At 71.5% G+C, this 25304-nt stretch carries 19 protein-coding genes and 1 pseudogene; 11 read left to right on the top strand and 9 right to left on the bottom strand.

Going from position 1 to position 25304, the window contains the following annotated elements:
* Positions 1-136: 136 nt before the first annotated feature.
* Both AC07DS_RS15660 and AC07DS_RS15655 read right to left on the bottom strand, forming a co-directional pair.
* Complete coding sequence (locus AC07DS_RS15660) at positions 137-2155, bottom strand: galactose-binding domain-containing protein (RefSeq protein WP_479145817.1); 2019 nt, start codon at positions 2153-2155, stop codon at positions 137-139.
* Between the two features lie 278 nt (positions 2156-2433).
* On the bottom strand, positions 2434-3708 hold the full coding sequence (locus AC07DS_RS15655) for a SpoIIE family protein phosphatase (protein ID WP_479145601.1): 1275 nt from the start codon (positions 3706-3708) through the stop codon (positions 2434-2436).
* Positions 3709-3901: 193 nt separating this feature from the next.
* Here AC07DS_RS15655 and AC07DS_RS15650 point away from each other — a divergent pair, with 193 nt between their 5' ends.
* Positions 3902-6082 (top strand): FUSC family protein, encoded by a 2181-nt coding sequence (locus tag AC07DS_RS15650; protein ID WP_479145600.1) that lies wholly within the window; start codon positions 3902-3904, stop codon positions 6080-6082.
* Positions 6083-6145: 63 nt separating this feature from the next.
* Here the strand turns inward: AC07DS_RS15650 and AC07DS_RS15645 are convergent, their stop codons facing one another.
* Entirely contained in the window at positions 6146-6931 is a 786-nt protein-coding gene (locus AC07DS_RS15645; RefSeq protein WP_479145598.1) for a class I SAM-dependent methyltransferase, read from the bottom strand.
* 217 nt (positions 6932-7148) lie between these two features.
* On the opposite strand from AC07DS_RS15645, the gene AC07DS_RS15640 reads away from it, so the two are divergent.
* From AC07DS_RS15640 to argF, 5 genes are all read left to right on the top strand, one after another.
* Complete coding sequence (locus AC07DS_RS15640; protein ID WP_479145597.1) at positions 7149-8132, top strand: NAD(P)H-dependent flavin oxidoreductase; 984 nt, start codon at positions 7149-7151, stop codon at positions 8130-8132.
* 183 nt (positions 8133-8315) lie between these two features.
* Entirely contained in the window at positions 8316-8837 is a 522-nt protein-coding gene (gene msrA, locus AC07DS_RS15635) for a peptide-methionine (S)-S-oxide reductase MsrA (protein WP_479145595.1), read from the top strand.
* Positions 8838-8925: 88 nt separating this feature from the next.
* Positions 8926-9585 (top strand): hypothetical protein, encoded by a 660-nt coding sequence (locus tag AC07DS_RS15630; protein ID WP_479145594.1) that lies wholly within the window; start codon positions 8926-8928, stop codon positions 9583-9585.
* A 115-nt stretch (positions 9586-9700) separates the two neighbouring features.
* On the top strand, positions 9701-10246 hold the full coding sequence (locus tag AC07DS_RS15625; protein WP_479145592.1) for an HD domain-containing protein: 546 nt from the start codon (positions 9701-9703) through the stop codon (positions 10244-10246).
* Between the two features lie 146 nt (positions 10247-10392).
* Entirely contained in the window at positions 10393-11391 is a 999-nt protein-coding gene (argF, locus tag AC07DS_RS15620; protein WP_479145591.1) for an ornithine carbamoyltransferase, read from the top strand.
* Positions 11392-11432: 41 nt separating this feature from the next.
* On the opposite strand, the gene AC07DS_RS15615 is transcribed toward argF, so the two are convergent.
* Entirely contained in the window at positions 11433-13889 is a 2457-nt protein-coding gene (locus AC07DS_RS15615; protein WP_479145589.1) for an ATP-binding protein, read from the bottom strand.
* Between the two features lie 181 nt (positions 13890-14070).
* Between AC07DS_RS15615 and AC07DS_RS15610 the strand changes: the two genes are divergently transcribed.
* Positions 14071-14526 (top strand): carboxymuconolactone decarboxylase family protein, encoded by a 456-nt coding sequence (locus tag AC07DS_RS15610; protein WP_479145587.1) that lies wholly within the window; start codon positions 14071-14073, stop codon positions 14524-14526.
* Positions 14527-14732: 206 nt separating this feature from the next.
* Positions 14733-15128: an iron chaperone gene (locus AC07DS_RS15605; RefSeq protein ID WP_145885724.1), complete on the top strand. Its 396-nt coding sequence runs from the start codon at positions 14733-14735 to the stop codon at positions 15126-15128.
* A gap of 5 nt (positions 15129-15133) precedes the next feature.
* Here AC07DS_RS15605 and AC07DS_RS15600 read toward each other — a convergent pair whose 3' ends face one another.
* A complete protein-coding gene (locus tag AC07DS_RS15600) occupies positions 15134-16111 on the bottom strand; it encodes an asparaginase (protein ID WP_479145586.1) in 978 nt (325 codons plus the stop codon).
* Between the two features lie 238 nt (positions 16112-16349).
* Positions 16350-16523: a CsbD family protein gene (locus AC07DS_RS15595; RefSeq protein ID WP_479145584.1), complete on the bottom strand. Its 174-nt coding sequence runs from the start codon at positions 16521-16523 to the stop codon at positions 16350-16352.
* A gap of 257 nt (positions 16524-16780) precedes the next feature.
* Between AC07DS_RS15595 and AC07DS_RS15590 the strand changes: the two are divergent.
* Together AC07DS_RS15590 and AC07DS_RS15585 are read left to right on the top strand one after the other, a co-directional pair.
* Positions 16781-17556, top strand: a pseudogene (locus tag AC07DS_RS15590) (sigma-70 family RNA polymerase sigma factor).
* A gap of 44 nt (positions 17557-17600) precedes the next feature.
* Entirely contained in the window at positions 17601-18140 is a 540-nt protein-coding gene (locus AC07DS_RS15585; protein WP_479145583.1) for a DUF6328 family protein, read from the top strand.
* On the opposite strand, the gene AC07DS_RS15580 is transcribed toward AC07DS_RS15585, so the two are convergent.
* Positions 18060-19085, bottom strand: coding sequence for a cation diffusion facilitator family transporter (locus AC07DS_RS15580; protein ID WP_479145581.1), 1026 nt, complete (start codon positions 19083-19085; stop codon positions 18060-18062). The two genes, AC07DS_RS15585 and AC07DS_RS15580, sit on opposite strands and share 81 nt — an antisense overlap.
* A gap of 272 nt (positions 19086-19357) precedes the next feature.
* On the opposite strand from AC07DS_RS15580, the gene AC07DS_RS15575 reads away from it, so the two are divergent.
* Positions 19358-21628: a SpoIIE family protein phosphatase gene (locus AC07DS_RS15575; protein ID WP_479145580.1), complete on the top strand. Its 2271-nt coding sequence runs from the start codon at positions 19358-19360 to the stop codon at positions 21626-21628.
* Positions 21629-21706: 78 nt separating this feature from the next.
* Here the strand turns inward: AC07DS_RS15575 and AC07DS_RS15570 are convergent, their stop codons facing one another.
* Together AC07DS_RS15570 and AC07DS_RS15565 are read right to left on the bottom strand one after the other, a co-directional pair.
* Entirely contained in the window at positions 21707-24667 is a 2961-nt protein-coding gene (locus AC07DS_RS15570; protein WP_479145578.1) for a HAMP domain-containing protein, read from the bottom strand.
* Positions 24668-24751: 84 nt separating this feature from the next.
* A complete protein-coding gene (locus tag AC07DS_RS15565) occupies positions 24752-25204 on the bottom strand; it encodes an ATP-binding protein (protein WP_479145576.1) in 453 nt (150 codons plus the stop codon).
* Positions 25205-25304: the final 100 nt, after the last annotated feature.

The following is a 25304-nucleotide window of genomic DNA, read 5'->3' as shown; positions in this document are numbered from 1 at the left end:
TCTCTGTTTTCATATAGCCTCCCCCAAGACGTCGCTACCCGAGTGGAAAAAAAAAACACCCCCCCCGCCCGACGGTGCCGCCGGCTCGTACAGCGGCGGCACCGTCGGGCGCTGGTCCCACTCGCCCGAGCCGTCGTCAGCCGCTGTGCACGCCGACCTCGTAGAGCGAGTAGCCCCACTTGGTCCCACGTTCCGTGCCCACGATGCGGACGTAGCGGGCGGGCGTTCCGGTGAAGCGTGCGGTGTCGAGGCCGCCGTCACCGGTCGTGGTCGACCACGCGGTCTTCCAGTTCACGCCGTCCGTCGAAAGCTCGATGCGGTACGACTTCCCGTACGCGCGCTCCCAGTCGAGCGTGACCCGACCGACCAGGTGGGTCGAGCCCAGATCGATCCGCAGCCACTGGTCGTCGCTCCAGTCGCTGGCCCAGCGGGTGTCCCGGGTGCCGTCCACGGTGCGGCTCGACGCATAGCTGACGAACGGGTTCCACTCGGTCGAACTGGCCGTGGTCGAGGCCCCACTCGCGAGGTTGACGCCCGCCTGGTGCTGCTCGGTCGCGCCCCAGGTGCGGAGGTAGGACTCGGCGCCCCGGAAGAGGTCGTTCACCACGTCCTGGCCGCCGACGAGCCTGATGTCCTCGATCCAGTCCGGGACCAGGCCGTAGTGCGCGGCACCGTCGGTGTTCAGGTCCCAGGTGCGCTGACCGGTGGTCTGCCGGTCGATGAGGGAGCCGCCGTCGACGCTGCGGAAGGGGTACGTGACCTTGTTGGGCGCGTCGGCGCCCCGCGGTCCGGGCCAGCCGCCCACGCCGTTCATGTCCGTTCCGTAGCCGTAGCCGACACCGTACTTGTCCCGCAGCGCCTTGGTGCGGTTCGCCTCGGCCACGAATCCCTCGGAGCCGTGCATGTACTGGGCGATGAAGCCACCGAGGCCGTAGACCCGGTCGGTCCAGTTCAGGTCCATCCAGCTGTGCGAGGAGATCACACCGGGGTAGGACTCGGACTCGAAGATGTCGAGCGCGCGGCCGACGGCCTTGACGCTCATGTGGTCGATCTCGAGCATCATCTTGCGCTTCATCATCCCGCGTACGGCGTACTCACCGAGGTCGGTGAGCCCGCGGGTGTTGCATTGCGCGTCGGACGAGTACGAGGGGACGCTGACGCCCGCCGGGAGTTTCGCCTCGGCCTCGGGTGCCGCGGCCGAGCCGATGGGGTTGTCGTGCTGCGGCCCCGCGCACTTCTCCGTCTTCCAGAAGGTGCCCGTGGACAGGAACTGGCCGACGTTGATGGCCGTTCCGAGCCCGCCCGAGTCGAAGCGGACGCCGCACAGCGCGTTGTCGAACTTGTGGCACAGGAACATGCTGCGCACGCCCAGCGAGTACAGCTCGTCCAGGCCTGCGTCGATGTCCTTCTTGTCGCACTGCGGGACGTCCAGGATCTGCTTGCAGCCGAAGGGCTCGGAGGTCTCCACGCCCAGGATGACCGCCAGCTTGCCCTGCTCGATGACGTCACGGGCCTGCGCGCTGTCGGTGACGATCCGGAACCAGCCCTTGCCCGGACCGCCGTACATCTTGTCGACGTACGCCTGCAGTTCGTACGTCATCCTCGCCTGCAGCCGGATCGACGTCATCTCGTCGCAGCTGCGGTCCTTGAAGAAGTAGACCGAGCAGATCACGCCGTTGGTGACGAGGTCGTTGACCAGCACCCGCTGGCCGCCGCGCCAGGCCCGTTCCACCCACGCGTAGTAGTTCTGCTGGTGGGTCAGTGAGTCGTGGGCGGGCCAGTCCTTGAACGTGGGCCAGCCGACCGGGTCGTGTCTGCCGTCACCGCCCTTGGTGATGAAGTCGAAGACCGCCAGCGAGCCGTCGGGGTAGTGCTCGGGGCAGTCCTTCAGCGCGTCCGCGATCCCGGCCTCGGAGAACGTCTTGCCGCAGATCAGGCGCCCGCCGAAGCCCTCGTTGGCGAACAGGTGGTCATGGGCGTCGACGAAGCCGCGCACCTCGCCCTTGGCGTTGGTGCCGGTGAAGGGCTCGCCGGTGACGTTGATCTGGGAGTCCGGCGAGGGCCGTGCCGTCGGGACCCACCACTCGTTCCCGGCCGCCGAACTGGGGGTGGGGCCGAGGAGGACGGCCAGTACGAGGAGGAGCAGGGACGCCATGGTGATGTTCTTGCGTCCGTAGTACCGGCGTCTGGATATGGCCACGGCCCACGTCCCTCGGTAGGCGGGATGCGCGGTCGACGGACGAGGACGCCCGGGGTCCGGAGACCCTTGCGCACACCGATTGTCATGTCCTTTGTAAAGTGCCGCCCAAGAGGATCGCCAGTGCCGCCGGTGGAGTCAATACTCAACTACTGATGAGTATTGTTCAGCTTTCAATGGCCCGCCGATGCGGAATCGACCCGGGCGGGGATCGCGGACCCAGGGACGGAGCGGGGTCACAGGCCGACTATGACCAGAGCGATGTCGTCGCGAGCACCATGACTGACACCGAGGCGCCCGAGCAGGGTGTCGGCCAGGCGCTGGGGGCCGAGCCCCAGGCACTGGGCCAGGGCGTCGGTCAGGCGCTGCAGCCCGACGTCGATGTCCTCGTCGCGGCGTTCGATGAGGCCGTCGGTGTAAAGGACGAGAACGTCGCCGGGGTGATAGGCGGCACCGGCCTGGGGGCGCGGGACATGCTCCGGCCGGGCCCCGAGGGGCGGATCCGTCGCACGGTCCAGCAGTTCACAGGTGCCGTCGCGGTGCATCAGCACGGGAGGCGGATGACCCGCGCTGGAGTAGACGATCAACTGGGACCGCGCGTCCACCAGGGCTGTCACTGCGGTGGCCGCCAGGGCACCGTCCACGGAGCGGGCGTACAGGCCCAGGATCTCCAGCGCCTGAGCGGGGCCGGCGACGGCCCGGCTCGCCGCGGACAGCGCGCTGCGCAGCATCCCCATGACGGTGGCGGCCTCCAGGCCGTGGCCGACCACGTCGCCCACGGCGACGGCGAAACGCCCGTCGGACAGATCGGCGGTGTCGTACCAGTCGCCGCACACGTTGAGTGAGCCGATGGCCGGCAGGTAGCGCACCGCCACATTGGAGTGCCGGGCCAGGTCCGGGGAGTGCAGCATGGCCTCCTGCAACGTGATCGCCACCTGCCGCTCGCGCGCGTGCGCCCGCCGCAGTTCCCCGTTCAGACGCTCCAGTTCTTTGGCCCGGGCATACAGCTCGGCCTCCACGCTCTCGTCCCGTTGGCTCGGCGCCGCGGTGTTGTCCCGCTGCCGCTGCCGACGGGTACGGACGAAGGCGCTCACGTCCTCGACGCGGTGAATGATCCAGGACACCTGTCCGTTCCGCCCGATGACCGGGGTGTTGACCGGAGACCACCAGCGCTCCTCGAAGCCCCCGGGTTCCCCGGCGACGGGAATGTCGTACCGCTGAAAGGCCATCGTGTCCGGTTCCCTCGTGGCCAGCACCCGCTCCAGCGACGCGGAGAGGTTGCGGACGCCATTGGCCTGAGGGTCGGCGGGGTTGTCGGGAAAGGCATCGAAGATGTACTGCCCGAGCAGATCCTGACTGGTGCGGCCGGTCGCCCGGCAGTAGGCCTGATTGACACCGACGATCATCAGAGAGGGACTGAGCACCAGATACGGGCTGGGGGTGGCGGCGAACAGCGCGGCATAGTCGACCTGATCCACGGCCGGCTGCCCGCTGACGGCAGTGACGCCCATTTCTCCAATGTACGAGGCCATCGCCGCGGTCGCCGCCCCTCGGGCGACCGCGGCTCCGCCGAGTCGGCAGCGGCGGCCGTCAGCGGGTGCGAAGACCGGGCGCCGCCCGGGCCCCGCGATTCCGGCATGATCCGCCGGACCGGCCCTGGGTGCCGGGCGTCGCGTGGTGCGTGATGCTGTAGGGGTGTGTGGTGTGTCAGCCGCTCGTATCCCGGCGGCCTACGCCGCCTCGGGCCGCCGTGCGCTGCGCGTGACCGTGGTCGCCGCGGCCGGCTTCTACCTCTTCCGGTACGGCCTGGACAGCCCCGTCGCGGCCACCTACGCCCTCTTCGGCACCGTGGCGCTGGGCGGACTCTCCAAGATCCCCGGGACCGGGCGCCAGCGAGCCGTGGTGGTGCTCCATGTGCTGCCGGTGTGCTGGCTGCTGGTGGTGATCGGAACCTATCTCTCGGTACGGACCTGGAGCGCCGTCACGGGCATGTTCGTGGTCGGCTTCGCGCTGGCCTTCTCCGCCGTGGGCGGACCGCGCCCGGCGGGAGCGGCGCCCGGCCTGCAACTCCTGTACATCCTGCCGTCCTTCCCACCCTACGATCCCGGCTCGCTCGGCGAGCGGCTGATCGGAACGACGACCGGGCTGGCCCTGTTCATCGCCGCCGAGGCGCTGATCCTTCCCGGACCCGCTCCGCCGTCCTACCAGGAGCGGGCGGCCCGGGCGGCGCACACCGCCGCGCGCTGCGCGACCCTCCTCGCCGCTCCTCCCCATGCCCTGACCGGCGCGGACGTCCGCGCCGGTCACGAGGCCGGCCACGCACTGCGGTCCCTGACCGTCCCGGAGGCGGAGCGCCCGGCCGGACCGGGCAGACGCGACCGCGCCCTCAGCCACACCGGCCTGGCCACCCGCACCCTGCTCAACCGGCTGACGCAACTGCCCGCGACGCCGGGCGACCCTCCGGGCCCTGCCGTTACCGCCGTACTCCAGGCGGTGGCGCGGCTGGCCACCGCGACCGGGAGCTGCCTGGCAGCGGGCACGTCGCCCGTGGAGTCGTACCAGGAGCTGGTCACCTCCCGCGCCCACCTGGCGGCCTTGTCCGCAGCTCCCGGCGCCACCGACGGGACCGGTCCCGCGGCGGACTTCCCGCCCGCCGAACTGCGTCGGCACGCCGCCGTGCTGGAGATCGCCGACGCCGCCCTGGCCATGGCCACGGCGGCCGATCTCGCCGTACGAGGCAGGCATACCTCGGTGGAGGTGGCGCCGGAGCGCTTCTGGTACGCCACGGCCCGGGCCCCGTGCCTGTGGTGGCACCGGATCCGGGGCCACGCCGAGCGCCGGTCGGTGTTCTTCCAGAACGCGGTGCGCATCGCCATGGCCCTGACGGCGGCCCGGCTGGTGGCCGGGGTGGACACACTGCCCCACGGGTTCTGGGCCATGCTGGCTACGCTCACCCTCACCCGGACCACCATGGACGAGACCTGGAGCACCATCCGCCGGGCACTCGCCGGCACGCTGGCCGGCGCCCTGGTGACCGCCGGGACGCTGATCCTGGTGGGGGCCGACACCGCCGTGTACGCGATCGTCCTGCCCCTGTGGATGCTGGTCGCCTTCACGGTCGGACCGGTCAAGGGCGTCGGCTGGGCGCAGGGGATGTTCACCGTGCTCGTGGCCCTGGTCTTCGCCCAGCTGGCTGCGCCGACGTGGCAGCTCGCGGAGGTCCGGATGCTGGATGTGCTGGTCGGCAGCGCCATCGGCGCGGTCTTCGGCCTGCTGGCCTGGCCCCGCGGTGCCCACGACGAGCTGCGCCGTGCGGTGGCCGGGCTGCTGCGCAGGGCAGCCGAGATCGTGGTGGCGACCAGCGCCTCGGTGGCCGGAGGCGGGGCGGCGGCCGCACCGCCCGCGGCGACCGGCCACCGGTCGCTCCAGCACGCGGTCATCCTCGCGGAGTCCGCGTACGCGCAGTTCCAGAGCGAGCCGACACCCTTCGGGGGACGGCGGCGGGTGGCGTTGCCCGAAGTGGACTGGCAGGCCACGCTGATGGCCGGCCACCACACCCTGTGGGGCTCGGATCGGCTCCTGGAACCGCCGCTCACGGGCCTTGGGCCGGCGGCGGCCGAGTCCGCCGGCGGGCTGGGCGACCGGGTGGCGGGACGGATGCTGCTCGTCTCGGCGGCGCTGGACCCCGGTGGTGACACCCCGACCGCGACGTTGCCGTCGCTGGACCCGACCCGGGCGGGATTCGCCGCGGAGCCGCCCGGTGCGCCGCGGCTGTACTACGCCACCGTGTCGTGGCTGGACTCGCTGATGACGGATCTCTCGCGGATCGCACGCGGTGGGCCGGGACCCGAGCACAGCGAGGACGTCACCGCTGTCGGCAGCTGACGGCAGAGCCGGGGCGAGAAGTACGCGGGCTGCGCTGCGATCTGCGACAACGGCGCGCTCCGATCAGCCGTGTTGCCCCCAGGCCATGACCATGCCGGGGCCGAGCTCGGCGAGTTGGGGTGAGGCCAGATAGCCGAGTGCCTCATCGATGACGGAGGCGTCCACCCGGCCGGTCTCTTCCAGGGCGGGTCGCATCCGGTTCCACGTCTCGGACCAGAAGCGAGCCAGGGGGCTGCCCGCGACCAGTGGCGGGCAGACGAGTTCCGCGGCGACGTTGCGCAGTCCTTCCTCCCTCAGGAAGTGCGGATATGCCGGGACGGACGATGTGTCGGTGCCGATCGTCGTTCTCAGCGCCTGCCACATGGCGTCCATGACCCGCCGGTACGCAGACGCGTTGTCCAGGGCGTCCGGCACCTCCAGGGCGTCGCCGAGCACCAGCCAGCCTCCCGGGTTCAGCCACTGCGCGAGCCGTGAGACGAGCCGGCGGCGCTCGGGCAGGTGCATGAGGACGAACCTGGCATGGATCAGGTCGAAGCTGCCGAGCCGCAGGCTCTCGTCCGTGAGGTCGGCGGTGACCACGCGCAGCCGTGGCTCCGCGAGCGCATCCAGGCCCGCGGTGTCCCGGTCCAGGGCGACCACCTCTGCCGCGCCTGCCTCGTGCAGCAGCCAGCGCGCCACCGTCCCGGTCCCGGCACCCACTTCCAGACAGCGGCTTCCCGGCCCTGCGCCCAGCGCCCGCAGGCGGCGCTTGGTGACGGGGTCGTAGACCAGAGCGCCGGCGTCGATCCGCTCGGCTTCCTCGGGGTGTCCGGGTTCGAACAGGTCCTCTCCGTAGTGGCCGTCGGTCATGACCGGACCTCACCCTCGTGGCACGGCCCTGCCGCACCTCTCGACGCCATGGGAACTCCCTGGTGACCTGCTGATCCGCTGCAGCCACGGTGACAGCTGCCGGGCGCAACCGGTCCTGGACGAGGACCGGTCGGCGGGTCCGTCGACCCCATCGGGTGAACGGCCCATGAGCCGGATTCGCTGCAACCCGCACGGCGCGTGGGTGAGGATTGCCGTCATGGGACTGGCGACGGCATTCACGGATCTGTTCGGTGTGGAGCATCCGATCGCCCTGGCCCCGATGGGCGGGTCGGCCGGTGGTGCCCTGACCGCGGCGGTCTCCCGCGGCGGCGGGCTCGGCCTGATGGGCGGCGGGAACGGGGACCGGGAGTGGCTGGCCCGCGAGCTGCCCGTCCTGGTCGGCGAGAGCGCCGGGAAACCCTGGGGCATCGGCTTTCAGGCGTGGGCGGTCGACGACGGCGTGGTGGCGCGGGCGCTGGAGCACGAGCCCGCGGCGGTGATGTTGTCCTTCGGCGACCCCAGTGCGTTCGCGGAGCGCGTCCGTGGCGCGGGCACACCGCTGATCCTCCAGGTCACCGACCTCGAAGAGGCCCGCAGGGCGGTGGATCTGGGCGCCGATGCGATCGTGGCGCAGGGCACCGAAGCCGGCGGGCACGGAGCCCGGCACGGGCGGTCCACGCTGCCGTTCGTGCCCGTCGTGGTCGACCTGGCGGCACCGGTGCCGGTGCTGGCGGCCGGCGGGATCGCGGACGGCCGCGGGGTCGCGGCCGCCCTGGCGCTGGGGGCTGCCGGGGCATTGCTCGGCACCCGCTTCCAAGCCACGGCCGAGGCCCTCGTCGCCCCCGCGACGGCCAAGGCGCTCGTCGAGGCGCGTGGGGAGGACACCGAGCGCAACAGGGTGCTGGACATCGCCCGCGGCTCGCGGTGGCCGGACCGGTACACCGCGCGCACCCTCGGCCATCCCTTCCTCGACGAATGGCGGGGCCGGGAGGACGCGCTCGCGGCTGCCCCGCATGCCCGGCAGGCGTACCGGGACGCCGTGGCAGCAGGGGAGATCACCACGCTGCCGCAGTGGGCCGGCGAGGCCGTCGACCTCATCCACGATCTGCCGTCCGCGGCCGATCTGGTCGGCACCCTGGCCGTCGAGGCCGAGGAGGCGCTGGCCCGGGCCGGCAGACGCCGACCCGGATCGCGAGGATGACCGCACGACAGCAGCGATCACCGCCGGACTGCCGTCGCCCCACGGTCGTGCCCCCAGCCGGCCGCTGTCGCAGGACCGACACTCGATCAAGGTTTCGATGAACGAGCCAGTAAGCTGGATGAACGTGAGAACCGGCACGTCAGCAAGCGTGCCGGACCGCGGCTCGACACGAGGGAGCGACCGATGACAGTGGGAACCGAGCGAGCCGTACTGGCGGGCGGTTGTTTCTGGGGCATGCAGGACCTGGTGCGCAAGCAGCAGGGCGTGAAGTCCACCCGCGTCGGATACAGCGGCGGTGACACGCCGAACGCCACGTACCGTAACCACGGCGACCACGCCGAGGCGATCGAGATCATCTTCGATCCCACGGCCACCAGCTACCGCGACATCCTGGAGTTCTTCTTCCAGATCCACGATCCGACCACGAGGGACCGCCAGGGCAACGACATCGGGCGCAGCTACCGGTCCGCCATCTACTACACCGACGAGGAACAGCACCGCGTCGCCGTGGACACGATCGCGGACGTCGAGGCGAGCGGGCTGTGGCCGGGCAAGGTGGTCACGGAGGTCGAGCCCGTGGGCGACTTCTGGGAGGCCGAGCCGGAGCACCAGGACTACCTGGAGCGCTACCCGAACGGCTACACCTGCCACTTCCCGCGACCGAACTGGAAGCTGCCGCGCCGATCCTCGTCCACGACGAGCTGAGGCGCACGCCGCGCCGAGCCGTCGGGTGGGGCGCGCGGGCCGGGGAGGGGAATTGGGGTTCGGCAGACAGAAGGCACAGGAGCCGCCGGTGGAGCCCGTCGCGTGGGCCGGCGTCCAGAAGTTCGTCGTCTCCGCTGTCGAGCGTCCGGAAACGGCCGGGCGGAAGCGAGCCGTGTGGGGCAGAAAGGCCGTACGCGTGGCCCGGGGCTCGAAGGACTGGCAGGTCCTGGCCCCTTGCGCCTATCTGGGGTCCGCCGAGGTTCATCCGCCCGGTCTGCCGTCCCGCCCCGAGCAGACCCTGTTCGAGGATCCGGGCGCGCGGCACCTGCTGTGCTACGTGGAGCCGGCCGTGGAGGCCGGCGGAGAGCGGCGGCACGTCGTGCGCGACGGTACGGGACAGGCCGTCGGCACCCTCGTGCGCGTACCGCCGAAGCGCCGTCCCTTCAAGCACTCCTGGCGCATCGAACAGCCCGGCCACCCGGAGATCGTGGGCCGCAGCGAGTGGGCGGGCGGGGATGCCAAGGAGATCACCGGGCGTCTGGTCGGAAAGCTCGTCGGGGGAGTCCTGGACGCGATCGGGGACCTCGGGGCCGACGGCGGTGATCAGCGTTCCAGGGCACGGGCGCTGCAGTGGCGGGCCGAGGACAGGATCGTCATGGTCTCGGAGGGCAGCGAGCAGGTGACCGTGCGGGCGGGCTGGGTCGACCGCCGTCTCGCGTTCGCGTTCGCGCTCGTCGGCGACGACTGAGGCACGACACGTCAGGCTGACGGCGTCGGCACCCACGCACGTTCACCGGGTGCCGCGGAAGCGGAGTACAACCTGCCGTCACCTGCCGTACGCCCCGCTGCGGCAGAGTCGCCCCATGACGTACGACCCCATACCGACCGTGGACGCGCTCATGGCCCTGCTGGCCGACTGCGCGGACGTCTGGGACACCCCGGACCGTTCCGGTGACCCCGTGGACATCCTCGACCACGGCCGCCAGGTCGCCGCAGTGCTGGCCGGGCGGCACCCGGAAGACGAGGAACTCCAGGTGGCCGGGCTGGTCCACGACATCGGCCACCACCTCGTGCCTGGCGACGAAGCGGGACACGGCGCACACGCCGCGACGGCGGTGGAGGGCCTGCTGGGACCCCGAGTCGCCCGGCTCGTCGCGCTGCACATCCCGGCCAAGCGCTATCTCGCCGCCGCCGACCCGCACCTCGCACTGTCCCCGGAGAGTGCCCGGACCCTCGGCTGCCAGGGCGGCCCCATGACCCCGCAGGAGGCGACCGCCTTCGAGGCCGACCCCGACTTCTCCGGGGCGATCGCGCTGCGCCGCGCCGACGACGCGGGCAAGGTGGTGGGCCTGCCAGTGGCGGCTCTTGAGTCCTGGCGCCCCGTCGTGGAGCGAGTCGCCGCGGGCTGAGCAACCGGTCCGCCGGTGCCTTCCTGATCGTGACCGGGGCTGCGGGCGGTTCACCCGTCGGAAGGTGCCGGTGTGCGCCGCCGGCAGCCGCCGACCACACTGGCGGCAAAGAGCCCCGACCGCGTGAACGGAGCGGGAGAGCCACGATGACCCAGCCGATCCCCGCCTGCGAGGCCGACCGTCCGGCTGTGACCGGAAAAGTCCCCGACGATCTGCTGCGGGTGAGCGACCTGGACCCGCAGACCCTGGTGGGGCTGCTGGATCTGGCGGAGGGCATGAAGCGGGAGCCGCTGGGATGGGAGCGCGATCTGCGCGGTGGCGCCATCGGGTGCATCTTCGAGAAGCCGTCCACGCGGACCCGGGTGTCCCTGGCCACGGCCGCCCAGCGCCTCGGCATGGCAGCCATCGTGCTGAACCGCGAGGAGCTGCAGTTCGGTCACGGCGAGACGGCTGCCGACACCGCCCGCGTCCTGTCCTCCTACCTCGACGCGATCACGGTGCGCACCTTCGCCCACGCCACGGTGGAACAGATGGCCGACGCCTCGACGGTGCCGGTCGTCAACGCCCTGTCCGACACCCACCACCCCTGCCAGTCCCTGGCCGACCTCCTCGCGCTGCGTGAGCACTTCGGCACCCTGGCCGGCATGACGGCCGCCTTCGTCGGGGACGGCACGAGCAATACCTGCAATTCGTTCCTCGCGGCGTGCGCGGCCTCCGGCATGCACCTCGTCGTCGCCACCCCGCCCGGCTACGAGACCGAGGAGGACATCCTCGGCGAGGCCCGTGAGCTGATGGCACAGACCGGCGGTTCCGTCACGCTCACCACCGAGCCGGTCGAGGCGGTCGGCGCCGCGCAGGCCGTCTACGCCGAAGTGTGGGTCCCCATGGACAGACACCGCGAACGTGCCGAACGGACCGCACAGCTGGCCGCCTACCGGGTCGACGACGCCCTCCTCTCCCATGCGCCCCGCGATGCCGTGGCCATGCACTGCCTGCCCGCCGTCCGCGGGCAGGAGATCGCCTCGGAGGTGCTCGACGGCCCCCGGTCCCTGGTCTGGCGCCAGGCGGCCAACCGGCTTCCCACGGCCCAGGCGGTGCTGCACACCCTCATCGGCACCGCCCGCCGACGCAGACGTGCCACCTGACAGAGCAGGTACGCCGGTCTCCTGACGAGTGAAGGGGCTGCTCACCGAACCGGTCGGTGGGCCCCGGGGCCGAGTTCCCGCAGGACGGCCTGCCCCGCGGCACGGTGTTCGGCCGCCCCGGCCGGATCGGTCCGGTCGAGCACGATCGCGATCCCTTCGTGCGCCAGCGCTTCCTCGTACCGATTGCCCAGCCGCGGAGCCAGCTCCAACGCCTGCCGGTGCAGCCGTAGGGCCTCTTCCGGGATGCCCGCCAGCCGGCAGGTCTCGCCGTAGCCGTTGAGGAAACGCATCTTCCAGTGTTCCTCGAACAACTCGTCGAGCAGTGCGAACGCCTCCCGGTGACTGGCCAGTGCCTCCTCGTACCGGCCCATCTGCCGCAGCGCGACCCCCAGGCAGTTGAGGCACCACGCCTGGTTGTGCAGGTGCCCGTCCTCGCGGGCCAGCGCCAGCGCCCGGTGCAGGTGCTCAGCCGCCTCGTCCGGTGCCTCGTGGGCAATGGCCACGCCGAGCGTGATCCGGGCCGTCAGAGCGGGCGGCCACGCCGGGTCGCTGTGCGGAACGCCCAGCACCTCCCTGGCCCGCCGCGCCGCCTCCTCGCGGTGCCCGAGCTGCAGCATGGCCCAGGCCTCCGAGGCGGCCGCGTGGGCCACGCCCGCCGGACTTCCGGCCTGCTCGTACAACTTTCCTGCCAGCCCGAAGAGTTCGAGCGGCTCCTCGACGTGCCCCGCATCCCAGCTCAGATAGCCGCGGCGCATGGCCAGTTCGGCCTCCACCTGGGTGTCCCGCACCTGGGACAGGCGGAGTTCGGCCGCCTCGTAGGCGGCCGCAGCCTCCGCCGTCCGACCCGCGTTGTAGCGGGCGAAGCCCAGATCGCTGTGCGCCTCGGCCAGTCGCAGCGGATCGCCCAGGCGCTCGGCGGCGGCCAGCGACCGCTCGAAGAGGACGTTGAGATGCGTCGTACCGCAGCGCCGTGCGAAGTACGCCCGAAGGAAGCGCGGGAGTTCGGACACGTGAACGTCGGAGCCGACGGCGGCCGCCGTCTCGAAGGCCGCGACGAGGTTTCCGTACTCCGTGACGAACCAGGCGAGGGCCGCGTTCTTGTCCGGGAACCCGGGCAGCTCGGCCGGAGGCCGGCCCGCCGAGGCCGTACGGCTGGGGGAGAGGAACAGCATCGCGGCGTCGGCGGCGGCCGCCGCGTGCACGTAGTAGTCGAGGACCCGTACCAGGGCCCGCTCCTGCTCGGCCGCCGAGTCCTGTTCCGCCGCGGCCCTGCGCGCGTGCTGGTGCACGAGGTCGTGCAGCCGGTAGCGGCCCGCCGCCGGCTGCTGCACGAGGTGCGCGTCGACCAGGTCCTCCAGCGTCGCCCGGGCGTCGCGCAGCGGCACGTCCGCCAGCGCCGCCACCACGTACTCGTCGAAGGACTCCCCGGGCAGCAGACCCAGCATCCGGAACAGACGGGCCTGGGACCGGTCCAGCTGCCGGACCGACATGGCGAACGCGGTGTCGAACTCGCTCGCACCCTCGGCCAGCCGCTCGACGAGGATGCCCACGGTCCAGCCCGGCCGGTGCCGCAGCCGCGCCGCGGCCAGCCGCAGGGCGAGCGGCAGATGGCCGCACAGCCGCAGCACCTCGGCGGCGGACTCCGGATCACGGGCCAGCCTGCCGTCCGGGCCGCCCAAGTCGCCACTGGCCCGGGCCAGCAGCTCCGCGCTCTCCTGCGGGCTCAGCACGTCGAGCGAGACCGGGGGCACCTCGTCCAGGCCGAGAAGCCGGTTGCGGCTGGTGATCAGGGCGACGGAGTCGCCCGCACCGGGCAGCAGCGGGCGCACCTGGTCGGCGTCGGCGGCGTTGTCGAGGACCACCACGACCCGCCGGCGGGCCAACTCCGAGCGCCAGCAGGCGGCCAGTTGCTCGACTCCCTCCTGCGGGACCCTCTCGGAGGGGACGTCGAGCGCGCCGAGCAGCATCCGCAGTACGGACTCCGGGTCCATCGGCTGACGGCCCTCGGTGAACCCGTGCAGATCCACGTAGAGCAGGCCGTCCGGGAAGCGGGCGGCGAGCCGGTGCGCGGCGTGCACCGCGAGACAGGTCTTGCCGACGCCCGCCATGCCGTCGACGGACACCGCCCGGTGGCTGTCCACCGCGGCGAGTACGGCGGCGAGCTGGGCCTCGCGTCCGGTGAAGTCGGCTGCGTCGCGCGGCAGATCGTTACGGGGCAGCGGCCGGAACTGGCGGCTGCTCTTCGGGGGCGCCGGCAAGGGGTTCGACGTCCGCTCCCACAGGGGACGCAGCGGGCGCGGGTCGCGCTTGACGAGGCGGCACAGGGCGACCACCGCGGGCCAGGGCGGCACGGTCTGCCCGCCCAGGTAGCGCGACAGCGACGAGGAACTGAGTCCGGCGCCCCGCGCCAGGGCCCGTACGCCCAGCCCGGACAGTTCCTGCAGCAGGCGCAGCCGGGCCGCCAGCTCGTCCTGCGCCGTCCGTTCGTGCTTGTCCACCGGTTCCCCCGTCTCCCCGTCCCGCTCCGGCTGAAGTCTCGCGAGTCAAGTCGCCGCTGGTCAAGGCTGCTTCAGCTGTCCCACGGTGTCCCACCGCCGTGGTCCCGGCACGCGGGCTCGGCTGTCATGGAGTCACGCCCCGACGGAACGGGGCACCGACCCTGAGGAGGAGCGGACCGAGATGCACTCCCGCATGCGGAACCCCGCCGTAGTACTGCCCGACGCGATGAAGCCCATCCAAGCGATCCTCAAGACCGCGCACTCCGCCGGAGTCGACGGCGGCCTGCTGGAACTGGTGCATCTGCGGGTCAGTCAGATCAACGGCTGCAGCGCCTGCGTCGACGGCGGCGCCAGGGCGGCCCGTGGGGCCGGAGTGAGCGACGAACGCCTGGCCACGGTCGCCGCCTGGCGGGAAGCCCCGTACTTCACCACGGCGGAGCGGGCGGCCCTCGCGCTGGCCGAGGCCGCCACGCGGCTGGCCGACCGTCCCGACGCGGTGAGCGACGAGGTCTGGGACACGGCCGCCACCCATTTCGACGAGCAGCAGCTGGCGGCGATCATCCTGATGATCGGCGTCACCAACCTGTTCAACCGGCTCAACGCCACCACCCGCCAGATCGCCGGCGCCCGAGGCTGACGCGCCCAGCGGCGGCTTCACGGGGTGAAATCCGTGATCAGCACCTTCGAAGAAGCCGCCCGTGCGGCACCTCTCCAGCACGAAGATGTACCCGTCAATCCCTGGACCAGGAGGAACCCGCTGTGAAGAACGTACAGAAGCCCGCCGAGAGCACCGCCGCGACCGACACGACGTCCGAGGCATTCACCGACGAGGAGCGGGCCGCGATGAAGGAGCGCGCCCGGGAGGTGAAGGCGTCCGCACGCCGCGGATCGCGCGCAGACAAGGCGGCCGAGGACGAGGCAGCCGTACTCGCGAAGATCGCCGAGATGCAGGAGCCGGACCGTGTCATGGCCGAACGGCTCCACGCCGTCATCAAGGCCTGCGCGCCGGAGCTCGCGCCGAAGCTCTGGTACGGCATGCCCGCGTACGCCAAGGACGGCAAGGTCGTCTGCTTCTTCCAGAGCGCGCAGAAGTTCAACTCCCGCTACGCGACGCTCGGCTTCAGTGACAAGGCCAACCTCGACGAGGGCACCATGTGGCCGGCCGCCTACGCCCTGAAGGAGCTGACCGCCGCCGACGAGGCGAGGGTCGCCGAGCTGGTGAAGCGAGCGGTGAACTGACCCCCTCAGAACACCGCCCGTACCTCTCCGACTTCCCGCCCTCCGCCCAGCAACGGCATACGGCCGACGCGGTCGATCACGGGGACGGTCAGGCCGGTCAGGCGCAGCGCGCGGGCCAGGACCGGCCCCAGGGCCCGAGCGCCACCGTCCTCTATCTTGAGGGCCAGCGCGCGGCCGTCGGGCAGGGCCACGGCCTGGACGGCCTCGGCGCCCACCTTCGACAGGGCGCCCGGTATCCCCCGCATGAGCCAGGTGTCGTGGCGGCGGGTTCCGGCGACGTACTCGGGGTGGGCGCGCATGGCGTCGGCGACCCGCCGCTCGGGCGTGCCGGGCGCGGCCAGGACGAAGGAACGGAAGGCACGGGCGAGCCCGGTCAGACTGATCGCCATCAGCGGCGCCCCGCAGCCGTCCGTGCCGACGGCGGCCACCTGCTCACCGGCCGTCTCCTCCACCACCGTGCGGATGAGCCGCTGGAGCGGATGGTCGGCGTCGAGGTACGACTCCAGCGGCCAGTTCCGCAGTGCGGCTGCCGCCAGCATCGCCGTGTGCTTGCCGGAGCAGTTCATGGCCACCCGGTCGCGGGGTGCGCCCGCTGCCAGGTAGGTCTCCTGCTCCTCCTGGTCCAGGGGCAGGGACGGCGGGCACTGCAGGTGTTCAGGGCTCAGTCCGTGTTCGTCGAGCATCGTGCGCACCAGGTCGCGGTGGAAGCCCTCACCGGAGTGGCTCGCGGCCGCCAGCGCCAGCCGCTCGTCCGCGAGGTCCAGGCCGGCCCGCAGCACACCCGCCGCCTGCATCGGCTTGTTGGAGGAGCGTGGGAAGACGGGCGACGTCACGTCGCCCAGCGCCAGTTCCACCGAGCCGTCCGCGGCGAGCAGCACCAGGCTGCCCCGGTGCCGCCCCTCGACGAATCCCGAACGAACGACCTCGGCGAGCACCGGGGTGGCGACGGTGACGGCTGCAGTGGCCATTTCGGGCTGGGGCATCGGCGGCGACCTTCCGTACGAGGCTGGGGCCGACCTGCCCGACCGCCCCCGGGATCGCCGGAACCGCCGGTCATATGAGCAGGTGGTCCACCTGGGTTTGCGCGTCACAGTACCGCCGGGCGCACTCGGCGCCGGGGCCGCATCCTGCATGTCGACGCGTATCACCTCACCCGGCCGGAATGCGAAGAGCGGGACCCCCGTGGTGCACGAAGAGAATCCCGCTCAGGAGCGCGGCACGTCAGTGCTTGAAGATGTCCTTCGTCTTCTCCTTCGCCTGGCGCGCATCGCCCTTCGACTTCTCCAGCTGCCCCTCGGCCGCCAGCCCCTCATTGCCGACCGTGCGGCCGACCGCGGCCTTGGTCTTGCCCTTGGCCTGTTCCATCTTGGCCTTGGCCTTCTGGTTTCCGGCCATCGCTCTTCACTCCTAACCGAATGCGGCGTCGTTGTCCGCCCACTGCGGGTACCCGTGTGCGGCGGGAAAACGCCCCCGGACCGTAGCGCGGTGGCCGACCGCCCTGTCGGTTTCTCCGGCGCACGCGTGGGCAGTCGCCGGGTTGTCCTGCTGAGGTACCACCGCCACCTGCCCGCAGCGGCCACCGGGAGGAGCCGGCCGAGGGCGCTCTCGCTGTTCACCCGATGACGGTGTGTGACCAGCTACCGGAACAGGTGATGAGCGTGACCCGTGTTCGGCACCCCCATGACGACGCCCCCGACACCATGGCGGAGTTCCGCCTGCTGAGAACCCTTCCGCAGGGAGCCCGGCGGGACGGGCTGCGGGACGAGGTGGTGAGGGCCTGGCTGCCGATGGCCCACCGCATCGCCACGCGCTACCGCGACCGGGGCGAATCCCTCGAGGACCTGCGCCAGGTCGCCGCGCTCGCCCTGGTGAAGGCGGTGGACGGGTTCGACCCGGATCGGGGAGGGGCGTTCGCGAGCTGCGCGGTACCGACGATCACGGGTGAGTTGCGCAGGCATTTCAGGGACCACACGTGGGTACTGCGGGTACCGCGCCGCACCCAGGAGCTGCGCCGGCGGGTCAACCTGGTCTGTCAGGACCTCGCCCGGTCGGGCGGTGAGTTCTCGGCCGCCGACATCGCCGCGCGTACCCACCTGGGGACGGACGAGGTACGTGAGGGCACGCGTACGCCGTGCTGTCACTGGACGTCGAGCCGGCAGCGGGCGGAGCCGGCGGTGGAAGGACGCTCGCGGACACGCTCGGAGGACCGGACCCCGGCCTGCAGACCGTGGTAGACCGGGAGTCGGTACGTCCGTTGCTCGGAGCGCTGTCCGAGCGGGACCGGCGCATCCTGTATCTGCGGTTCTTCCGAGGGATGACGCAGCAACGCATCGCCGCGGAGTACGGGGTCTCGCAGATGCACATCTCCCGCGTCCTGAACCGCATCTGCTCACAGCTGCGGGAGCAGGCCATGGCCGACGCGGCCTGACCACCCAGGTGGGTCGACGTCTTGGGGACTACGGAGGGAACGTGGTGGAGCACCGCACGGAGTCCGTTGCACGGGGTCGCCATGAGACCGAGGAGGAGAGGGCGGACCGGCGCTGGAGCGAGCTGCTCCAGGAACTGCGAGTGGCTCAGACCGGCGTCCAGATTCTCTTCGGCTTCCTGCTCACCGTGGTCTTCCAAGTCCGCTTCACGACTCTCTCGGACGCCGACCGGACCATCTATCTGGTGACGGTGGTGTTCGGAGCGGCCGCGACCGGCGCTCTCATCGGGCCGGTCGCGGTGCATCGCAGCCTGGCCGGGCAGCATCTCAAGCCGCAGACCGTGGACTGGGCCGCACGGCTGGCCATGACGGGTCTGATCCTGCTGTTGTGCACGATGGCGAGTGCCCTGTTGCTGATCCTTCGGGTGGCACGCCTCGGCGAGGTGGCGGGCTGGATCGTCACGGCCATGTTGCTGTGGTTCGTGCTGTGCTGGTTCGGCATCCCCCTATGGGCCCGGATTCGGGCCACCGCCGCCAAGGACGCGGGAGAGCCGGCCGCCCACGACAGGGGCGGCGACAGCCGATGAGGGTGTGCCCTCGCCGGGGCCGGGCGCCTCGGTGATGTCCAGGAACACATGCTCGGCCTGGGGCCACTCGCCGCTGATCCGCCTCTTGATCCGGACACAGACCAGCTCGACCTCCTCGCTCTCGAGCCCCGGCGCGAGATCGACGCGCGCGGCGACGAGGACGGAGTCCAGCCCCAGTCGCATCGTCAGCAGTGCCGCGACCCTGTCGATCTCGTCCTGCGACCCGAGGAAGTCGGCGATCCCGTCACGCAGTTCCGTGTCGACCGCCTGGCCGATCAGCTGGTCCCGTGTCTCCCGGGCCAACCGATAGGCCACGCACACCAGGAGAAGGCCGATCCCCACGGATGCGCCCGCCTCCCAAGCCACCTGGCCGGTCGCCAGGTGGAGCGAGATACCGCCCGCCGCGAGAAGCACACCGGCCACGGCCGTCGCGTCCTCCGCGATCACCGTGCGCAGAGCCGGGTCGGCCGCGCCCTCCCGGTGCCGACGCGCCTGGTACAGGGCGCGGACCAGGGAACCACCGTCGGCGAGCAGTGCCACCCCGAGCACTGCGAGCCCCGCCAGGTAGCCCTGCAACGACTCCTGTCGGTCCATTCGCAGTGCCTGGACACCCTGGTACACCGAGAAGCAGCCACCCATGACGAAGATCCCCACCGCGGCCAGCAGCGCCCAGAAGTAGCGCTCCTTGCCGTAGCCGAACGGATGCCGGTCGTCGGCGGGGCGCCTGCTGCGGCGTACCGCGACGAGCAGGAACACCTCGTTCAGGCTGTCCGCGACCGAGTGCGCCGCCTCCGAGAGCAGCGCAGGGGATCCGGCGAAGAGCCCGGCCGCCGTTTTGGCCGCGGCGATCACCAGGTTGGCTGCGAGAGCGACCAGGACGGTGACCCGAGTGCGTACGTCCCGGGCCGTGGAGCCCCGATCGCGCTGCCCGTCCGTACGCGTCACCAGCGCTGCCCTCCAGCCTGCCGTGCGGTCTTCGCGTGCCGCGTCGCTCCGGGTACGCGACGGCGAGAGTGCGCAGGGCCCGCCCTGCGCACCGCCGAGGATCCGGCACCGGCAGCCGGAGCCCGGCGTCGGCCTCTCACCGGCGACTGCCCCGGTGACCGCCGTTCATGCGGGGCAGCGGAGGCCTCGATCGCAGGCCGGGCCGAGTAAAATTCGGAAAGGTACGAGCGCCTTGTCCGGGACGCCCGCCTGACGGCGGAACGGAGGTCGCCTTGACCCTTTCTGCGGGGTCGGCCGGAGCGTCCGCCGACTGGGCCGATTCCGGATTCACCGGCCTGGCCGCGGAGATCGAGCGGCTCCGGGCCGACCACGCGCGCCGCCATCTGACCGATCTGGCCACCGGCGTTCTCGCCGCCCAGCTCGGGGTCTCCATCGCGGACGCGGCCGCGCACCTCGACGCTCTGGCCCGGGCGACCGGACTCTCTCCGGGCGATCTCGCCGCGGACGTCGTGAACTCGGTCGCGGCGCCGGGCGACCAGCCGTACGCCCCGAATCCGGTCACGCCGCTCCAGGCCCGGGAGCAGCGCCGTACCGCCGCGGCCGCCGAGGCGACGGACAGCGTCGGGGACGCGGCCCGGACGCTGCTGGAGGGCGCCCTCGACCCGCTCGGGGCGGACAGCCTGTGGCTGTGGCGGTCGGCCGCCTCCGGCAGCCTGAGCCTCGCCGGACACGCCGGGGCCGGGGCCTCGGAGGCCGCGGCCTGGCGCTGGATCTCGCCGGCCTGTCCCGAGCCGTTTCGCACCGCCCTCGACGGCAGCGCTCCCCTGTGGCTGGAGAGCGGTCCGGCCGCAGGCTGCCCGCTGCCCGGAGTACGGGCGGACGCTGCCCGGGCGCTGCTGCCGCTGCGGCGTAAAGGGGAGATGATCGGCCTGGCGCTGGTCGGCTGGCCGGGTCCCACACCACTCGACACCTCGCTACGGCGCGCTGTCACGGACTTGATGGGCATGGCGATCACCGTCCTGGACCACCCGGACAGCCCCATGCCGGACGTGCCCGTACTGGTCGACATCCTCGACGCGCTCACCCGGCCGGCGGCCCTGCTGCAGACGAGCGACGTGACCGGGGCCGTGATCGTCGAACACCTCAACGGAGAGGCCGTCGCCGCCCTCGGGGGTGTGCTCTCGGCAGGCGACAGGCATCTGTCGCGTGTCTTCCCGATGACCCACCAGGCGCTCGGCCGACTGGTGCGGCGGACGCGGCGCAGCCGCCGTCCGCAGCGGGCCGTACGGCTGCCGGCGACCGCCCGCACGGCGCCGCACGGATCGCCCGCACCGCTGCTGGATGTCCGGGTCCTGCCCGCCGGGGACGCCCGGTACGTACTCCTGTGGAACACCGCGACCGACTCCCGCCTCGCGACCGGCCGCGCCGTATCCCGGCTGCAGAGCGTCGCCACCTTCCAGGACAGCCTGACCGGCGGCGAGACCGTGTGGTCCGAGCAGGCCTACGACATGTTCGGGATGGAACGGGAGGACGCCCCGGTGCCCCTGCTGGCGCTGCGGGGACGGATCCACCAGGAGGACGACGGCGTCCTCACGGAACTGCTGCGATCACTCATGGACGGCAGGACAGGCGCGCAGTCCGTGCTGCGCATCGTGCGTCCGGACGGATCCGTGCGGCATGTGCGGGTGGCGGCGGAGCCGCTGCTCGACGGGGAGACGGTCACCGGTTTCGTCGGTGTGTACCAGGACGAGTCGGTGATCCATCGCACGGAACTCGCTCTCAGCGCGACGTTCGACAGCCTGACCGTGGTCCGCGACCAGGCGGAGCTGCGGCACCGCCTGGCTCTCCAGCTCCAGCAGGCCATCGTCCCCGAGACCCCCGCCCTCCAGGAACTGCCTGGAGGCCTGGTGGTCGCCGCCCGATACCGTCCGGCGGCGGAGGAGTACCAGGTCGGCGGCGACTGGTACGACGTGCTGCCGCTGCCGGACGGCAAGCTGCTGGTGGCCGTCGGTGACATCGCCGGGCACGGAATCGACTCCGTCACCGGCATGGTCGCGCTGCGCAACGCCCAGCGGGCGCTCGCCTTCACCGGCGGGCCGCCCGGGCAGCTGATGAGATGGCTCAACGAGGTCACGCTGCGCACCGGCGACGGGACCACGGCGACAGCCGTGTGCGCCCTGTACGACCCGGACGAGCGGCACCTCGTCTGGTCGAGCGCCGGGCACCTCCCTCTCCTGCTGCTCCGGGACGGTCACGCGCGGCTGTTGGAGACCCCTGAGGACATCCTTCTCGGAGCGGTCACGTCGTTCCGCTATCAGGAGCGCCGCACCGCACTGCGGCCGGGAGACACGCTGCTGCTGTACACGGACGGGCTGATCGAGCGGCGGCACGACGGGCTGGGCCTGGGGCTCGCCCGCCTTGTCGCCGCGGTGGACGAACTCGCCACCGGCGGGCAGCTGGGGCCGCTGGTCGACGGACTTCTCGGTCTGGCCATGGGGGACACGGACGACGACACGTGCATCGTCGCCGTCGGGGTGCGGTGACTCACGAACCGGAGGGAGGACGTGCCCCGTCCCGCTGGTGAGCTGTGCGGGCCGGGGACCGGACGGGCCCGGGAACCCTCACTTCGCCAGTCGGTGATGGATCATGGTGAGCAGCTCCGTCTCGTCGATGGGCTTGGCCAGATAGCCGTCGGCGCCGGCCGCCAGGGCGCTGGCCCGATCACCGGGCATCGCCTTCGCGGTGACCACGATGATCGGGAGGTGCGCGCGGTCCGGGAGCCTGCGGATCTTCTCGATCGCCTCGTACCCGTCCATCCCGGCCATCATGACGTCCATCAGCACGAGCTCGAGGTCGCTGCGTTCGGTCAGAAGCTCTATGGCCCGGCGTCCGCCGTCGGCCGTCACCACCCGCAGCCCGTCGGACTTCAGGACCTCCGTGAGCGCGAAGACGTTGCGGTGGTCGTCGTCCACGACCAGCACGGCCGCACCGGACCCTGCCGCGGAGACGTCAGGAGCGGATGGCTCCGGGATCGTGTGCTCCCGGGGCTGAGCATCCTCGCCCGTGGCAGGCGCGGAAGGTGCGGGTGGCTCCGTGCGCACGGGGAGGTACAACGTGAAGCGGCTGCCTCGACCCGGTGTGCTCTCGACCTCGATGACGCCGCCGATGAGCGTGGCGACCTCCCGGCTGATGGAGAGGCCGAGTCCGGTACCGCCGTAGCGGCGCGCGGTGGTGCCGTCGCCCTGCTGGAAGGCCTCGAAGATGTGCCGGAGGCGTTCGGCCGGGATGCCGATCCCGGTGTCGGTGACGCGGAAGGCGAGTACTGGTGCGGCACCGCCCAGACCGGTCGGCGTCTCGGCGGCGTCGGCGGCTTCGACGCTCAGCGTGACGCTTCCTTCGTCGGTGAACTTCAGCGCGTTGGAGAGCAGGTTGCTCAGCACCTGACGGAGCCGCGCCTCGTCCGTGGTGAGGGACTCGGGCACCTCGCGCGCCACGGAGACGGTGAAATCGAGCCCACGTTCGTTCGCGACAGGACCGAACGCCGCCGTCAGGTGCTCCAGAAGATGCGACAGGAGGAAGGGCTCGTGCCGGACGTCCATCTTGCCCGCTTCCACCTTGGACAGATCCAGGATGTCGTTGATCAGCTGGAGCAGATCGGAACCGGCCGAGTGAATGACCTCCGCGTAGTTGACCTGTTTCTTCGTCAGGTTGCCCTCGGGGTTCTGGGCGAGGAGACGGGCCAGGGTGAGCAGACTGTTCAGCGGTGTCCGCAGCTCGTGACTCATGTTGGCCAGGAACTCGGACTTGTACATCGAGGTACGGGACAACTGCTGGGCGCGTTCCTCCAGTTCCTGCCGGGCCTGCTCGATGACCCGGTTCTTCGACTCGATGTCCTCGTTGCGTTCGGCGAGCAGGGCTGCCTGCTCCTGCAGTTCCGCGTTGGACTGTTGGAGCTCCTGCTGCCGGGCCTGCAACTCCTCTGTCTTGGAACGGAGTTCGTCGGCGAGATTCCTCGACTGGGCGAGCAGCGCGTCGGTGCGCAGATTGGCCACCAGCGAGCTGAGCACGGCTCCGGCGCTCACGACGAACCGGCCGAGGAAGTCGCGGTGCAGGTCGGTGAAGCTGTGCAGGGCGGCGAGTTCGACGGCGCCGAGCACCAGGTCCTCGACCACGATGGGCAGCACGACGAGCTCCGTGGGTTCCGCCGATCCGACGGCGGAGGAGATGGTCGCGTACCCCGGGGGCACCGTGGCGACGAAGAGGGCCCGCCGGTCGCGGGCGGCCTGGCCCACCAGGCCCTGGCCGACGCGGAAGCGGCGGGGCGTACCCGGCTCGGGCGGCTCGGCGAGCCCGTACGCGGCAGCCATGACCAGCTCGGGTCCGTGCTCGCCCTCGTCGACGACGAAGAGGGCACCGTACTGGGCCGAGACCAGCGGCGGCACTTCCGTCATGATCAGCTGGGCTATCTCGGGCACGCTGCGGGTGCCCTGGAGCAGCCCGGTGATCCGTGCCAGGTTCGTCTGCAGCCAGTCCTGCTCCTGGTTGGCCCGCGTCGTCGCGCGCAGCGACTCGACCATGGCGTTGATGTTGTCGCGCAGTTCGCCCACCTCGCCGGGGGCGTCGGCGGTGATGGAGCGGGTGAGATCCCCCTCGGCCACGGCACTCGTGACCTCCGCGATGGCCCGGACCTGACGGGTCAGGTTACCGGCGAGTTCGTTGACGTTGTCGGTGAGGTCCTTCCAGGTCCCGGACACCCCGTGGACCGTGGCCTGACCGCCGAGCTTCCCCTCCGTTCCCACTTCGCGTGCCACGCGTGTGACCTCGGCGGCGAACGACGACAGCCGGTCCACCATGGTGTTGATCGTGGTCTTGAGTTCGAGGATCTCGCCGCGTGCGGCGACGTCGATGCGGCTGGTCAGGTCGCCCTGTGCGACGGACGTGGTGACCTGGGCGATGTTACGAACCTGGTTGGTCAGGTTGTCGGCCATGAAGTTGACGTTGTCGGTGAGGTCCTTCCAGGTCCCGGACACCCCGCGGACCGTGGCCTGACCGCCCAGCTTGCCGTCCGTCCCGACCTCACGCGCCACGCGGGTGACCTCCTCCGCGAACGACGACAGCCGGTCGACCATGGTGTTGATCGTCTCCTTGAGCTCAAGGATCTCGCCGCGTGCGTCCACCCGGATCTTCTGGGTGAGATCGCCGCGGGCGACCGCGGTCGCCACATGCGCGATGGACCGCACCTGCAGAGTGAGGTTGTCCGCCATCGCGTTGACGCCGGTGGTGAGCTCGTGCCAGGCCCCGCTCGTCCGCGGTTCGTGCACGCGGCTGCCGAGCACCCCCTCGTCGCCCACTTGCCCGGCGACGCGAGTGACCTCGGAAGTGAGCAGGGAAAGCCGGTCGACCATGTCGTTGTAGACCACGGCGATGTCGCCGAGGGTTCCGGCGGCGTCCTCGGGGAGCTGGACGGAGAGATCTCCGTCCCGTACCGCGGTGAGACCGGCGAGCAGCCGACGCAGGCCGTCCTCGTCCGAGCCTGCGGCGGCCGGGGCCGCGCCGAGGCGTGCTGCTCTGCGCTTCGCCATGAGAGCACCTCGTACGAGCGGGCGTCGCGTGGACGGACTGGCCCAAGGCCTGGCTCTGCGGTGCCCACGCACCGCGTTTCCACTCTAGGACCGGTCCGGAGCTGCGGCTTCCGGGACGATGTCCACCTCGAACCACACGGTCTTGCCGCCGTGGGAGCCGGGCACGCAGCCCCAGTGCGCCGCGAGCCGCTGGACCAGATACAGCCCGTGCCCCGAGGTGCGGAAGGCGCTGTGCCGGCCATGCGGATGAGGAGCCACCGGGCTGGTGTCGCTGATCTGCACCCACAGTGCCCGATCGGTTGCCGTGAGCTGCAGCTCGGACGGGGCGCCCCCGTGTGTGCAGGCGTTCGTGACCACCTCCGACACCAGCAGCACGGCGTCGTCGGCGGCTTTGCGGCCGGGCCGGCCGGCGGATCCGAACCACTTGACCAGCGCCCGCTGGGTCAGGGCACGGCAATGGGCGACCACTCCGGGTTCCGCCGGGAGTTCGTAGCGCAACGAGCGGTCGCCGGTCCGCGGCTCCGTGGACCTGGCCATGCGCTGCGGCTTTCCGGTACATACCGCATCAAACCATCACATAGGGGAAGAATGACTGTAGGACGCTCGATCGACGGACCCCACCGCGGTCACCGCGGTG

The organism is Streptomyces sp. NPDC044064, from assembly GCF_056434245.1.
This window is presented reverse-complemented; position numbering and strand designations above follow the sequence as displayed.